15 protein-coding genes and 1 tRNA gene are annotated in these 13,283 nt (G+C 66.9%); 6 read left to right on the top strand and 10 right to left on the bottom strand.

Translation table 11 applies throughout. The annotated features are described in order from the left end of the window. Positions 1-10 precede the first annotated feature (10 nt). Positions 11-1,141, top strand: coding sequence for a serine/threonine-protein kinase (locus tag A5740_RS20750; protein ID WP_076197121.1), 1,131 nt, complete (start codon positions 11-13; stop codon positions 1,139-1,141). 5 nt (positions 1,142-1,146) lie between these two features. Here A5740_RS20750 and A5740_RS20745 read toward each other — a convergent pair whose 3' ends face one another. From A5740_RS20745 to ponA2, 6 genes are all read right to left on the bottom strand, one after another. After that, on the bottom strand, positions 1,147-1,542 hold the full coding sequence (locus A5740_RS20745) for a PIN domain-containing protein (protein ID WP_217696705.1): 396 nt from the start codon (positions 1,540-1,542) through the stop codon (positions 1,147-1,149). Next, a complete protein-coding gene (locus A5740_RS29200) occupies positions 1,539-1,790 on the bottom strand; it encodes a type II toxin-antitoxin system Phd/YefM family antitoxin (protein WP_076197117.1) in 252 nt (83 codons plus the stop codon). The genes A5740_RS20745 and A5740_RS29200 overlap by 4 nt, the downstream gene beginning before the upstream one ends. 104 nt (positions 1,791-1,894) lie before the next feature. Beyond that, a tRNA-Pro gene (locus A5740_RS20735) sits at positions 1,895-1,968 on the bottom strand. 269 nt (positions 1,969-2,237) lie between these two features. After that, positions 2,238-3,332, bottom strand: coding sequence for a PLP-dependent cysteine synthase family protein (locus A5740_RS20730; RefSeq protein WP_076197115.1), 1,095 nt, complete (start codon positions 3,330-3,332; stop codon positions 2,238-2,240). Positions 3,333-3,338: 6 nt separating this feature from the next. Further along, a complete protein-coding gene (locus tag A5740_RS20725) occupies positions 3,339-4,283 on the bottom strand; it encodes a metallophosphoesterase (RefSeq protein WP_076197113.1) in 945 nt (314 codons plus the stop codon). A 27-nt stretch (positions 4,284-4,310) separates the two neighbouring features. Beyond that, the gene (gene ponA2, locus A5740_RS20720) at positions 4,311-6,764 is read right to left on the bottom strand and encodes a transglycosylase/D,D-transpeptidase PonA2 (protein WP_076197111.1); all 2,454 of its coding nucleotides are present in this window, start codon (positions 6,762-6,764) and stop codon (positions 4,311-4,313) included. 325 nt (positions 6,765-7,089) lie between these two features. Here ponA2 and A5740_RS20715 point away from each other — a divergent pair, with 325 nt between their 5' ends. Then, positions 7,090-7,416, top strand: a complete 327-nt coding sequence (locus A5740_RS20715; protein WP_067769721.1) for a WhiB family transcriptional regulator — start codon at positions 7,090-7,092, stop codon at positions 7,414-7,416. Between the two features lie 255 nt (positions 7,417-7,671). Here A5740_RS20715 and A5740_RS20710 read toward each other — a convergent pair whose 3' ends face one another. Both A5740_RS20710 and A5740_RS20705 read right to left on the bottom strand, forming a co-directional pair. After that, positions 7,672-8,802 (bottom strand): ArsA family ATPase, encoded by a 1,131-nt coding sequence (locus A5740_RS20710; protein WP_076197109.1) that lies wholly within the window; start codon positions 8,800-8,802, stop codon positions 7,672-7,674. Positions 8,803-8,804: 2 nt separating this feature from the next. Beyond that, a complete protein-coding gene (locus A5740_RS20705) occupies positions 8,805-9,836 on the bottom strand; it encodes an ArsA family ATPase (RefSeq protein ID WP_175616310.1) in 1,032 nt (343 codons plus the stop codon). A 71-nt stretch (positions 9,837-9,907) separates the two neighbouring features. On the opposite strand from A5740_RS20705, the gene A5740_RS28525 reads away from it, so the two are divergent. From A5740_RS28525 to A5740_RS20690, 3 genes are read left to right on the top strand one after another with little or no spacing between them, the layout of a single operon-like run. Continuing rightward, on the top strand, positions 9,908-10,069 hold the full coding sequence (locus A5740_RS28525) for a DUF4177 domain-containing protein (RefSeq protein WP_076197247.1): 162 nt from the start codon (positions 9,908-9,910) through the stop codon (positions 10,067-10,069). Further along, positions 10,066-10,521, top strand: a complete 456-nt coding sequence (locus A5740_RS20695; protein WP_076197105.1) for a RidA family protein — start codon at positions 10,066-10,068, stop codon at positions 10,519-10,521. The genes A5740_RS28525 and A5740_RS20695 overlap by 4 nt, the downstream gene beginning before the upstream one ends. Beyond that, complete coding sequence (locus A5740_RS20690; RefSeq protein ID WP_076197103.1) at positions 10,518-11,333, top strand: MBL fold metallo-hydrolase; 816 nt, start codon at positions 10,518-10,520, stop codon at positions 11,331-11,333. The genes A5740_RS20695 and A5740_RS20690 overlap by 4 nt, the downstream gene beginning before the upstream one ends. Positions 11,334-11,404: 71 nt before the next feature. Here the strand turns inward: A5740_RS20690 and crp are convergent, their stop codons facing one another. Together crp and A5740_RS20680 are read right to left on the bottom strand one after the other, a co-directional pair. Continuing rightward, a complete protein-coding gene (gene crp, locus A5740_RS20685) occupies positions 11,405-12,079 on the bottom strand; it encodes a cAMP-activated global transcriptional regulator CRP (RefSeq protein ID WP_003883807.1) in 675 nt (224 codons plus the stop codon). Between the two features lie 87 nt (positions 12,080-12,166). Continuing rightward, the gene (locus A5740_RS20680) at positions 12,167-12,379 is read right to left on the bottom strand and encodes a hypothetical protein (protein ID WP_254849271.1); all 213 of its coding nucleotides are present in this window, start codon (positions 12,377-12,379) and stop codon (positions 12,167-12,169) included. 204 nt (positions 12,380-12,583) lie between these two features. Between A5740_RS20680 and nth the strand changes: the two genes are divergently transcribed. Beyond that, positions 12,584-13,264, top strand: a complete 681-nt coding sequence (gene nth, locus A5740_RS20675) for an endonuclease III (protein ID WP_175616309.1) — start codon at positions 12,584-12,586, stop codon at positions 13,262-13,264. Positions 13,265-13,283: the final 19 nt, after the last annotated feature.

Genomic DNA, 13,283 nt, shown 5'->3' with positions numbered 1-13,283 from the left:
TAGTCGCCCTATGGGGAGCGTCGATCACCTCCTCGCCAACCGCTACGAACTACGCGGCGTTGTCGGTCGCGGCGGGGTGGCCGAGGTGCGCGATGGCTGGGACACCAGGCTGTCGCGGCCGGTGGCGATCAAACTGCTCCATCCCGGCCTGGCCACCGATGTGGTGATGCGGCGCCGGTTCGAGGACGAGGCCCGCGCCGCGGCGGCGCTGAACCACCCGAACATCGTCGTCGTGCACGACACCGGCGAGCATCGCGACACCCCGTTCCTCGTGATGGAACGGCTGCCCGGGCCGACCCTGGCCGACGAGATCGCGACCGGACCGTTGTCAAGCGACCGGGTGCGTTGGGTGCTCACCGACCTGCTCGGCGCGTTGACCGCCGCGCACGGCGCAGGCATCCTGCATCGCGACATCAAGCCGGGCAACGTTCTGATCACCGACACCGGCAACGCCAAACTCTCCGACTTCGGCATCGCCAAGACCGTCGGCACCGCGCACACCCAGGCCGGAATCGTATTCGGCACCCCGGATTATCTGAGCCCCCAGCGGATCACCGGGCAGCCCGCCTCGGTGTCCGACGACCTGTATGCGCTCGGAGTGCTGGGCTACGAGGCGCTGACCGGACGCCGGCCCTTCGACCGGGGCAACCCGATCGCCACGATGCGGGCGGTTGTCGACGAGCCGGCCCTGCCTCTGATGATGCTGCGTCCCGACGCTGATCCGGTGCTGGCCCAGGTGCTGGAGACAGCCATGTCCCGCGACCCGGCCTACCGCTTTCCCGACGCGATGGCCATGCGGGCCGCGCTTTGTGGTGCCCCGTCTGCACGGCCGGCCACCCTGGTGCTGCCTACGCCGCTACCGCCTCGTCGCTCACGCCTGCGGATAGCGCTCGCGTCCCTCGCGGTCATGGCTGCCGTCATCCTCGGAGCCGTTCTGCTGATCGCCGACCCGCCACCGCAGCGAGCCCCCGTCACTCCGGGGACTCCCTCTGTCGCACCTCTTGCGCCTGTCGAGCCGACCGTGCCGGTCGCCACGAGTGTCCCGACCGTGCTGCCGACCATGCCCGAAGACACCGGGAATCACGGCAACGGTAAGGGGCATGGCAACAAGGGACACGGCAAGAAAAACCACCCGCACTGACCCGCTCAACGGCAGGGATCCAGTGTGGCGTACCCGAGTTCGCCGGCTACCGACAGCATCGTCGCGTCGTGGGAGACAACTGTCGCGTCGAGACCGCTGCGGATCACGGACGCCAAGTGGATCGCATCAAGCGTCTTGATGTGCGGGACGATGGCCTCAGCCTCGGCCAGCAGAGCGTCGCTGATCGGCAGCATGCCGACATAGTCGAGCAGCGCGTCGCGGCGCTGCACTGGAAGTCCCTCACGGCGCAGTACCCGAGTGAGTTCCGTTCGTAGGAGTCGCGACGAGATGACGGATGTCTCAGGATCACCCGTTGCTGTATCGAACCAGGCGGCTGCCGGCATCGAATGCCCGAGCAGGATCCGCACGGCGACCGACGAGTCGAGGTAGAAGTAAGTCACCAATCGCCTCGGGCATCGTCGATCAGATCATCGATCGATGCTGCGGAGGTCAGTTCAACCCGCTCGAGCGATTGCGTGTGTGCGGCACCGGATTTTTTCGGCGGCGCGATATCCAGGGTCTTATTGGGCGGAATGATGTGACCGATGACATGGCTATGCCGCGTGATTGCGTAAGTCGTCCCCGCCTCGACGTCGGCCAGAACATCTGTCGGGTTCTGGCGCAGCTGACCCACTGTCACCGTCTTCATGCGGCCGATGCTACCTGTTTGTCTACCAATATCTAGACCATCGCGGTTCGTGAAACGAGCAAGGCCCAAACCGGATTACTCTGGTCTGGGCCTTGCTTGCACTGTCGGGGTGGCGGGATTCGAACCCACGACCTCTTCGTCCCGAACGAAGCGCGCTACCAAGCTGCGCCACACCCCGCGTGAAGCTTCGACAGCCTATCGCACCGGGCACCTCCAAAGCCAAACGGCTACCGGTACATCACTGCCACGGGGTTCGCCGTTTTCCACCTGGGGGTCGTTGGCGTCGACTTTTCACGACCCTGGTGTGGAAAACGGCGCAAAGGGTCTAGGCACGCCGGGAAGCAACCGGGGCCCACATGACGTTGATCAGGTCATGACCGTTCTAGGTGCCGCCGTCTATCTGGGCTTCTTCGCCCTGGCAGCGATGTGGCTGTTCCTGACGGCCGATCACGACCAGCTGCCGGAACGCTCGAACTCCGAGAGCACCGCCGCAGACTCCGACAACTGCAGCCCCTGGGCGCTCAGCCAGTCGGCGTCGAAGTAGGTGTCCGAGTAGCGGTCGCCGCTGTCGGCCAGCAGGGTCACCACCGACCCGCTGCGCCCGTTCGCGATCATTTCCGCCAACAGTCCGAAGGCGCCCCACAGGTTGGTGCCGGTCGACGGCCCCACGCGGCGGCCGAGAACCCGGCTGGCGTGATGCGCCGCGGCCACCGAAGCGCCGTCGGGCACGGCGATCATCCGGTCGACCACGCCGGGCAGAAACGACGGCTCCACGCGCGGGCGGCCGATCCCTTCGATCCGTGACGACGCGCCGGTGACGACGTCGTCGCGGCCCTGCGCATAGCCGGGATAGAAGGCGGAGTTCTCGGGGTCGACGACGCACAACTGCGTGGCGTGTCTGCGGTAGCGGATGTAGCGGCCGATCGTCGCACTGGTGCCACCGGTGCCCGCCCCCACCACGATCCACTCCGGGACCGGATGTGGTTCCAGCCGCATCTGTTCGTAGATCGATTCGGCGATGTTGTTGTTGCCGCGCCAGTCGGTGGCCCGCTCGGCGTTGGTGAACTGGTCCAGATAGTGCCCGCCGGTCTCCTCGGCCAACCGCTGGGCTTCGGCGTACACCTGCGAGGACTCGGCGACGAAATGGCAACGGCCGCCCTGGGCTTCGATCAGGGCGATCTTCGAACCACTGGTCGAGGCGGGAACCACCGCGATGAACGGCAGGCCCAGCAGTGCGGCGAAATAGGCCTCGGACACCGCCGTCGACCCCGAGGACGCCTCGATGACCGTGGTGTTCTCGTCGATCCACCCGTTGCACAGCCCGTAGAGGAACAGCGAGCGGGCCAGCCGGTGCTTGAGGCTGCCGGTGATGTGGGTGGACTCGTCCTTCAGATACAGCGCCACATCGAAATCGGGCCACCCGGTGGGCAGCGGGTACCGCAGCAGATGGGTGTCAGCGCTGCGTTTCGCGTCGGCTTCGATCAGCCGGACCGCATTGTCCACCCACAGGCGCGGCCGGGCCCGGGAGGCGCTGGACGCCATCGGCGCTCAGCGTGCCGAGACGGCCGGCGAGGACTGTCCGGCCCGGGTCCCGACGTGGCCGCCACCGGTCGGCGCCGCGACGAGCGTCAGCAGGGTGGCTTCCGGGCGGCAGCAGAACCGCACCGGCGCGAACGGCGACGTGCCGATACCCGCCGACACGTGCAGCTGCATGTGTGAACCCCACTTCGAAGCGCCCTTGGCGCGCGAGCGATCCAGCTCGCAGTTGGTCACGATCGCCCCGTAGAACGGCAGACACAGCTGACCGCCGTGGGTGTGGCCGGCCAGCACCAGCTGGTAGCCGTCCTCGGCGAAACGGTCGAGCACCCGAGGCTCGGGGGAATGGGTGAGGCCCAGCGTCAGGTTCGCCGCGCCGTTGGCCCGTCCCGCGATGGTGTCGTAGCGGTCGCGCTTGAGGTGCGGATCATCGACGCCGGCCACCGAGATGTGCAGCCCCGCGACCTCGACATCGCGCCGAACGTGGGTCATGTCCAGCCAGCCGCGCTCGGTGAAGACCGCGCGCAGATCCTGCCACGGCAGCGGCTCACCGTGGGTGCGGTGCTGCGGGTTGGTGATGTAGTTCAGCGGGTTCTTCAGCCGCGGCGCGAAATAGTCGTTGCTGCCGAACACGAACAGGCCCGGCACCGACATCAGTTCGCTGAGGGACTGCACGACGGCGGGTACGGCCTTGGGATGCGCCAGGTTGTCACCGGTGTTGACCACCAGGTCGGGCTCGAGCCGAGCCAGATCGCGCAGCCACGCCTGCTTGCGCCGCTGATTGGGGCGCATGTGCAGATCGGACAGATGCAGCACCCGCAGGGGCGACGAGCCCGGCGCCAGTACCGGCATCGTCGCTTCCCGCAGCACGAACGCGTTGCGCTCGATGAGGGATGCGTAGCCGATCCCGGCGACCAGCGAACCCGCTGTGACGGCGGCTGCCTTCTTTACTGACATGCCGCCAAGCCTACTGCGAACCGGGTGTCACGGGGGCGGTGGCGGTCCCAACACCGGCACGGTGATCGGCGGCAGTCCCGGGATCTCGACCACGGTCTGGCCGATCTCCGGCGGCGGGCCGCCGGGTATCGGGAACCCGATCGGCGGCGGCGGAGGCGGGGCCGGTGGGATGCCGTTGCTGATCTGGATGGTGATGATCGAGCCCGGAATCGTCTGCCCGCTGGGCGATGTGCCGACCACCGTGCCGTAACGCGAACTGCTGTTGACCGAGGCTGCGCCGTCGGCCACCTGGAAACCGGACTCCCGCAGGCGCTGGCGGGCGGCGGTCTCGTCCAACCCGATCACGGTCGGCACGACGGAGCCCGGACCGCCGTCGACATAACGCGGATCGGTGGGCGGCAAGGCCACCGGCCCGAAGTTGTTGGCGATCGGTTTCATCGCAGTGAACCAGGTGCGGGCCGGCTCGTTACCGCCGTACAAATCACCGTTGCCGCACTGGCGCAGCGGGAAGGAGCACAGCTCGCCGGGGTTGGTGGAATCGTCGTAGATGTAGTTGGCCGCCGCGTACTGGTTGGTGAAACCGAGGAAGCCCGACGAGCGGTGCGCCTCGGTGGTTCCGGTCTTACCCGACATCGGCAGGTCCCAGCCCACCGATCCGGCCGACCCGGCCGCGGTGCCGCCGGGCTGGTCGTCCTTGCTCATCGCATTGGCCAGGGTGTTGGCCAGGCCCTCGGGCACCGCCTGTTCGCAGGTCTCGGTGGTCACCGACACCTCGTTGCCGTGCCGGTCGACCACCTGGGCGATCGGGTTGGGTGGGCACCAGGTCCCGCCGGAGGCCAGGGTGGCCGCCACGTTGGACAGCTCGAGCGCGTTGACCTCGATCGGGCCCAGGGTGAACGAGCCGATGTTCTGCCGTTTGACGAAGTCGGCCAGGCTCTCGTTGCTCTCCGGGTCGTAGTCACGGGCGGTGCCGGGCAGCGCATAGGACCGCAGGCCCAACTTGACCGCCATGTCCACCGAACGTTGCACGCCGATCTGCGAGATCAACTTGGCGAACGCGGTGTTCGGCGAAGTGGCCAGGGCATCGGTGACGCTCATCGAGCCGCGGTAGCCGCCGGCGTTCTTCACACACCAGGTTTCCTTCGGGCATCCCGGAGTATCGCTGCTGCCCAGTCCCTTGGCCTGGAAGAAGCCGGGCACGGGCAGCTGGGTGTTGATGCCCATCCCCATGTCCATGGCCGCGGCCGTGGTGAAGATCTTGAAGATCGATCCGGCTCCATCGCCGACGAGCGAGAACGGCTGCGGTTGCATCGTTTCGCCGGCGTCGGTGTTCAGGCCGTACGTGCGGTTACTGGCCATGGCCAGTACCGGATGGGATTCCTTGCCCGGCTCGATCACGCTCATCACGCTGGCGATACCGGGGGCGTCGGGACGGGCGATGCTGTCGATCGCCGACTTCACCGACCCCTGCACGTCCGGCTCCAGGGTGGTCTTGATCAGGTACCCGCCCTTGGCCACCTGCTCCTTGGACAGGCCCGCGCGGGCCAGGTACTCCAACGCGTAGTCACAGAAAAAGGCCCGGTCACCGGCGGCGATGCAGCCCCGCGGCAGTTCGTTGGGCTGCGGCAGGACGCCCAGCGGCTGCTGCTTGGCCGCCCGCAGCGCCTGGGCCTCCTGCGGAATGTTCTCGATCATGGTGTCCAGCACCAGGTTCCGTCGTGCCAGGGCGCCGTCGGGGTTGGTGTAGGGGTTCAGCGCGCTGGTGGACTGCACCATGCCGGCCAGCAGGGCGGCCTGCTGCCAGTTCAGCTCCGAGGCGTTGATCCCGAAATAGGTCTGGGCGGCGTCCTGGACGCCGAACGCGCCGTTGCCGAACGAGACGAGGTTGAGATAGCGGGTGAGGATCTCGGGCTTGGTGAAGGTCTTGTCCAGCGTGAGGGCCATCCGGATCTCGCGCAGCTTGCGCGCCGGGGTGGTCTCGATCGCCGCACGCCGCTCGGCGTCGGTCTGGGCGATCACCAACAACTGGTAGTTCTTCACGTACTGCTGCTCGATCGTCGAACCGCCGCGGGTGTCGGCGTCGCCGCGCATGTATCCGGTGAGGCCCGTCAGCGTGCCCTGCCAGTCCACGCCGTTGTGTTCGGCGAACCGCTTGTCCTCGATCGAGACCAGGGCCAACTTCATGGTGTTGGCGATCTGATCGCTGGGCACCTCGAAGCGACGCTGGGAATACAGCCAGGCGATGGTGTTGCCCTTGGCGTCGACCATCGTCGAGACCTGCGGCACGTCACCCTCGACCAGGGCGGCCGAGCCGTTGGCCACCACGTCGGAGGCCCGGTTGGACATCAGGCCGATCCCGCCCACCACGGGGAACATGAACGCGGCCACCAGCACGCTGGCCAACAAGCAGCACCAGGCGAGTTTGATGACGGTGACCGCTTGAGGTGGTTGCGCGGGCGGTCGTGTCGGCGGCTCCGGCATGCGTACAGAGTAACGAGCTTGCCCACCGGCATTGTCCGCGAGCGGGCACCCGGGCTCATCCCGCTCGCCTGCGGAAACGGTGCGACGCACCCCGAGGCGGATCAGACGGCACGGCCGTCCCAAAAAAGGCGGCCACAAACTGTTGCACAAATACCGCCTGACCACCTAGCTTGGACACACAGTGCGATCCAGGTAACACCCGCTGGCGCAGTGTGGCGTAGATCGCAAGGGCGTTCTACACCGGAAGGTTCAACGCCCGCCATCTGGGGTGATGGCTGGAACGAAGGGATCGCTGGTGTCAGGTACACGAACTGTCGCAGAGAAAATGAACGCTTCCGCTCCCGCTGCCAACCTGGTCCACCGCGGCGAGGGTGAAGCCCGGATCGCATGGGTCTCGCAGGCGCGATGCCGCCAGGCCGATCCGGACGAGTTGTTCGTCCGTGGTGCTGCCCAACGCAAAGCCGCGGTGATCTGCCGGCACTGCCCCGTGATCCTCGAATGCGGGGCCGACGCGCTCGACAACCGCGTCGAGTTCGGCGTCTGGGGCGGGATGACGGAACGTCAGCGTCGTGCCCTGCTCAAACAGCATCCCGAGGTCAACTCGTGGGCTGAGTTCTTCGCCGCCCAGCGCAAACATCGCAGCGCCGTGTAACCGCATGCCGCAAGTACGGCGGCGGTAATGTAATCGGTTGTGGTGGTTCCCTTGTCGGCGCTGATTTCTGGCGCGGCCGGGATGTTGGTACCACTGACTGCGGCCACCGAATCTGACGACGATCCCCTGTTGGGTGATGTCACTCTCCATGAGCCCGGAATCGCGGCGGACTACACCGGCGCCATCGTCTTGGTCAGCGCCCGCGTCGGCGACCGGTTCGCGCGTCGAGATCCGCCGGTATCTGGAGAACGGTTCTTACGCGGGCGCGCCGACCCCGGTGATCTGATCGGCGATCGCCCGCAGCGCATCCAGATCGGACACATCGAACGGCAGCGACGGAACCCCGACGATCGCCACATGCGGATTGGCCCCGGTGAACCGCGACAGCAGCCGCACTTCGCGCTTGGCGGTCTGGGCGCGATCGGCGTGGATACGCAGCACCGCCGCCGTCAGCGATTCGGGATCCTCGGCTGCCAGCTCGTCGGCGGCTTCCTCGGCCTTCTCGGCGTGCAGGTCGCACAGCGTGGGATGAGTGCGGTTGAGGATCAGCCCGGCCAGCGGCATGTTCTCGGCCGAGAGCCGGTCGACGAAGAAGGAGGCCTCGCGCAACGCGTCGGGCTCGGCCGCGGACACGACCACGAACTGGGTTCCGCGACGCTTGAGCAATTCGTAGGTCTTGTCGGCCTTCTGCCGGAACCCGTCGAAAGTGGCATCCAGTGCCTGCACGAAACCAGCTGCATCAGAAAGCATTTGGGATCCGAGCACGGTCGACAGGGCCTTCATGGCCAGCCCGACGGCGCCGGTGACGAGCTTGCCGATGCCGCGGCCCGGCGCCAGCAGCAGGCGCCACAACCGGCTGTCCATGAAGCTGCCCAACCGTTTCGGCGCGTCGAGGAAATCCAGCGCGTTGCGTGACGGCGGGGTGTCGACCACCACCAAGTCCCACTTGTCCTCGGCCAGAAGCTGGCCGAGCTTCTCCATCGCCATGTACTCCTGCGTGCCGGCCAGCGAGGTCGCCACGGTTTGGTAGAACTGGTTCTCCAGGATGGCGTCCGCACGGCCGGGATCCGAGTACTGCACCACCATCTCGTCGAACGTGCGGCGCATGTCGAGCATCATCGCGTGTAGCTCACCGGTGACCTCGGGTGCCAGCGGAACCCGCTGCGGCGTGTTGCCGAGATCCTTGATGCCCAGCGCCTGGGCCAGCCGACGAGCCGGGTCGATCGTGAGCACCACGACGGTGCGCCCGTATTCGGCGGCCCGCAGGGCCATCGCGGCGGCGGTCGTGGTCTTGCCGACTCCGCCTGCGCCGCAACAGACCACGACACGGTTGGCGGTGTCGGACAGGATCGCGTGCATGTCCAATGCCGGTGGGCGGGCGCTCATGGTTATCGGACTCCCTGCTGTTCCAGTGCTTCGGCGAGTTCGTAGAGGCTGCCGAGATCGACGCCGTCGGTCAGTGCGGGCAATTCCAGTCGGGGAATGTCGATGGCATCGAGCAGCTCGGCGCTTTCTGCCCGAGCGGCGATCCTGGTGGCGTGTTGGATGGATTCGGTGAGCAGTCCGGCGAAGTCGTTGTCGGACAACGTGATTCCGGCCTTCTGCAATCCGGCGCGAACCGTGTCGGCATCGATGTCGCCCTCGGCCGCCTTGGCCAACGCCTCGGCCGGCAGGTGCGCCGGGATGTTGCGGTTGACGATAACGCTGCCGATCGGCAGACCCAACTCGTTGAGCTCCTCGATCGCCTCCAGGGTCTCCTGGATCGGTAACGCTTCCAGCAGTGTGACCAGGTGGATCGCGGTCTGCTCGGAATGCAGGATCTTGACGACGCCCTCGGCCTGCGAGTGCACCGGGCCGCCCTTGGCCAGATCGGAGACCGCCTTGGTGACATCCAGGAACCGCGGAATGCGGCCGGTCGGAGGCGAATCCACCACCACCGCGTCGTAGACGCCGCGCTTACCCTTGGCATCGTTCTGGGTGCGCACCACGATCTCTTTGATCTTGCCGGTGAGCAAGACGTCACGCAGACCGGGCGCGATGGTGGTGGCGAACTCGATGGCCCCGATGCGGCGCATCGCGCGGCCGGCCAGCCCGAGGTTGTAGAACATGTCGAGGTATTCCAGGAACGCCGCCTCGATGTCGATGGCCAGAGCGTTGACCTGTCCGCCGCCGTCGGCGGTGGCGACCTTGACTTCCTCGTACGGCAATGGCGGCACGTCGAACAGCTGCGCGATACCTTGGCGCTCCTCGACCTCGACCAGGAGCACCTTGCGTCCACCGGCAGCCAGGGCCAGGGCCAGGGCCGCGGCCACCGTGGACTTGCCGGTGCCGCCCTTGCCGGAAACGAAGTGCAGTCGGGCCTTGGTCAGCCGCGACGGCCAGCCGACATGTTTGGCGCCGCTCTCAGTGGTTGCCACCAGTGCATGCTAACCAAGCCTGGACGTTCGACCGATAAGCTCAGGCCCATGAGCGAAGGAACTAGGTGGGCGGCGTGAGCGAAGTGAACAAATGGGAGTACGCCACGGTGCCGTTGTTGACCCACGCCACCAAACAGATCCTCGACCAGTGGGGGCAGGACGGCTGGGAACTGGTCTCCGTGTTGCCCGGCCCGACAGGCGAGCAGCACGTCGCCTATCTCAAGCGACCGAAGTGACCAATTCGCAGCGACTGGCCGAACTCGGCATCGAACTGCCCGACGTGGTCGCCCCGCTGGCCGCCTACGTGCCCGCGGTGCGAACCGGCAACCTCGTCTACACCGCCGGTCAGTTGCCGATCCAGGCGGGTGACCTGCTGGCCACCGGCAAGGTCGGTGACGAGATCAGCCCCGAGCACGCCAAGGACCTGGCCCGGGTCTGCGGGCTCAACGCCCTGGCCGCGGTGCACGCGCTGGTCGGCATCGACTCCGTCGTCAAGGTGGTCAAGGTGGTCGGCTTCGTCGCCTCGGCCGCCGGATTCCACGGTCAGCCGGGTGTGGTCAACGGTGCCTCTGAGCTCTTCGGGGAGATCTTCGGCGAGGCGGGCGCACACGCCCGGTCCGCCGTGGGCGTGTCGGAATTGCCGCGCAACGCGCCGGTCGAAGTCGAGATCATCGTCGAAACAGCGTGACAGCGGCACCGGGTCTCCAGCACCCCGCGTACGGGCAATTGAGGCCGGTCGTCGAAACAGACACGGTGTCGGCCTCGGTGCTGCTGTGCGACAACCCCGGCCTGATGACGCTGGAGGGCACCAACACCTGGGTGCTGCGCGGCCGCGGCAGCGACGAGATCGTCGTCGTCGACCCCGGGCCCGACGATGAGGCGCACATCGCGCGCATCGCCGAGCTGGGGACCGTCGCATTGGTGTTGATCAGTCACAAACACGAGGACCACACCGGCGGCATCGACAAACTCGTCGACCTCACCGGCGCAACCGTCCGTTCCGTCGGCAGCGGCTTCCTGCGCGGGATGGGCGGGCCGCTGACCGACGGCGAGGTGATCGACGCGGCCGGTCTGCGCATCAAGGTGCTGGCCACCCCGGGCCACACCGTCGACTCGCTGTCGTTCGTGCTGGACGACGCCAACGGCCACGGCGCCGTGCTGACCGCCGACACTGTGTTGGGCCGCGGCACCACCGTGATCGACACCGAGGACGGCAGCCTGCGTGACTACCTCGAGTCGCTGCACCGGCTCCAAGGCCTGGGCGCCCGCCCGGTGCTACCCGGACACGGCCCGGACCTGCCCGACCTTCGTGAGGTCACCACGATGTACCTGACCCACCGCGAAGAGCGGTTGGACCAGGTACGGGCGGCACTACGGGAACTCGGCGAGGAGGCATCGGCCCGTCAGGTCGTCGAGCACGTCTACACCGACGTCGACCAGAAACTCTGGGACGCCGCCGAGAAATCGGTCCAGGCCCAGCTGGACTACCTGCGCGCCTGAGCAGCGAGCAGACAGAAAACTGCTCCTTTTCACCGGAAAAGGAGCAGTTTTGCGTCTGCTGGGCGGGAAAGCTAGCGCGCTCGGCGGGCGAGTCGTTCGCTGTCGCTGATCAGCACACTCTTGCCCTCGAGCCGGATCCAGCCGCGATGGGCGAAATCGGCCAGTGCCTTGTTGACGGTCTCGCGGGACGCGCCGACGAGCTGGGCGATCTCCTCCTGGGTGAGGTCGTGCGTCACGCGCAGCGCCCCGCCCTCCTGGGTGCCGAACCGCTGGGCCAGCTGCAGCAGCTGCTTGGCCACCCGGCCGGGAACGTCGGTGAAGATCAGGTCGGCCAGGTTGTTGTTGGTGCGACGCAGACGGCGGGCGAGCACGCGGAGCAGCTGCTCGGCGATCTCGGGCCGGTCGGCGATCCATGCGCGCAGCGCGTCACGGTCCATCGACACCGCGCGCACCTCGGTGATGGTGGTTGCGCTCGAGGTACGAGGCCCCGGGTCGAAGATCGACAGCTCGCCGAACATGTCCGACGGGCCCATGATGGTCAGCAGGTTTTCTCGGCCGTCCGGCGAACGGCGACCGATCTTCACCTTGCCGGAGATGATGATGTACAGCCGGTCGCCGGGCTCGCCTTCGGCGAATACCGTATGCCCGCGTGGGAAGTCGACGGGCTGCAGCTGCTTCGTCAGCGCCGAAACGGCGGTCGGTTCGACTCCCTGGAAGATTCCGGCCCTGGCCAGGATCTCGTCCACGTTGCCCCTTAAGCTATTGGGTGTGTTGTCCTCTTACTGATACTGCCTGCTCAGTGTAGAGGTACGCGGTTTCGCGACTAGCCCACGCTACACACGATTGACAGGTCGGGACGCCGGAAACCCGGTATTGATGATCTCCGGCTCGTAGTACCGCGTCGGCAAACCTTCGCTCTCGAGCCCGAAGGTCACCGGTTTGGGGCGCGCGACGGCGATCTCGGGGGCTGGTTCGCGCGCCAATCCTGATTCAAGTCGGTCGAGCCCGAACGCCGCCAGCATGAGCAAGCCCGGGATGAGGGCCACCAGCAACCACGACACAAGGCAGTAGTTAACACGCCGTAGGTCTCAGCGGGGTCACGAATCGTCACCGGTCCACGGCACGGAATGGCCGAACAGGTCAGTACGCTTGCGAGCGTGACAGCGGCTGCCGCCCCGACCGGGAAAACCCGCCGGTCCAAGAAGTGGGACACCGAGACCCACCTGGGCCTGGTCCGTCGGGCGCGACGGATGAATCGTGAACTGGCCCGGGCTTTTCCACATGTCTACTGCGAACTGGACTTCACCAATCCGCTGGAGCTCGCGGTGGCGACGATCCTGAGCGCGCAGAGCACCGACAAACGGGTCAACCTGACCACGCCGGCACTGTTCAAGAAGTACCGCACCGCGCTGGATTACGCGCAGGCCGACCGCACCGAGATGGAGGAGCTGATCCGGCCGACCGGTTTCTACCGGAACAAGACCAACTCGCTGATCCGGCTGGGCCAGGAGTTGGTGGAGCGCTTCGACGGGCAGGTTCCCGACACCATCGAGGAACTGGTGACCCTGCCCGGGGTGGGACGCAAGACCGCCAACGTCATCCTCGGGAACGCCTTCGACATCCCGGGCATCACCGTCGACACGCACTTCGGGCGGCTGGTGCGGCGGTGGCGCTGGACCGCCGAGGAAGACCCGGTCAAGGTCGAACATGCCATCGGTGAGCTCATCGAACGCAAGGAATGGACCCTGCTCAGCCACCGGGTGATCTTCCACGGCCGTCGGGTCTGCCATGCCCGCAAACCCGCCTGCGGGGTGTGCGTACTGGCCAAGGACTGCCCGTCGTTCGGTCTCGGCCCCACCGACCCGGAAACCGCGGCAGCACTGGTCAAAGGCCCCGAGACCGAGCATCTGCTGGCACTGGCCGGGCTGTGACCGCCGCGATGGGGACCTC

This window comes from Mycobacterium sp. GA-1841, assembly GCF_001954135.1.
In the GTDB taxonomy this organism is placed as follows: domain Bacteria; phylum Actinomycetota; class Actinomycetes; order Mycobacteriales; family Mycobacteriaceae; genus Mycobacterium.
The sequence above is the reverse complement of the archived record's forward strand: the minus strand, read 5'-3'. Positions and strand labels throughout refer to the sequence as shown.

Bases quoted from the DNA above. Each gene is read 5' to 3' on its own strand.
- A5740_RS20710 (WP_076197109.1), bottom strand. From the start codon at position 8,802: ATGAGCGCCCGCCCACCGGCATTGGACATGCACGCGATCCTGTCCGAC.
- A5740_RS20725 (WP_076197113.1), bottom strand. From the start codon at position 4,283: ATGTCAGTAAAGAAGGCAGCCGCCGTCACAGCGGGTTCGCTGGTCGCC.
- nth (WP_175616309.1), top strand. From the start codon at position 12,584: ATGAATCGTGAACTGGCCCGGGCTTTTCCACATGTCTACTGCGAACTG.
- A5740_RS20750 (WP_076197121.1), top strand. From the start codon at position 11: ATGGGGAGCGTCGATCACCTCCTCGCCAACCGCTACGAACTACGCGGC.
- A5740_RS29200 (WP_076197117.1), bottom strand. From the start codon at position 1,790: ATGAAGACGGTGACAGTGGGTCAGCTGCGCCAGAACCCGACAGATGTT.
- A5740_RS20730 (WP_076197115.1), bottom strand. From the start codon at position 3,332: ATGGCGTCCAGCGCCTCCCGGGCCCGGCCGCGCCTGTGGGTGGACAAT.
- ponA2 (WP_076197111.1), bottom strand. From the start codon at position 6,764: ATGCCGGAGCCGCCGACACGACCGCCCGCGCAACCACCTCAAGCGGTC.
- A5740_RS20715 (WP_067769721.1), top strand. From the start codon at position 7,090: ATGAACGCTTCCGCTCCCGCTGCCAACCTGGTCCACCGCGGCGAGGGT.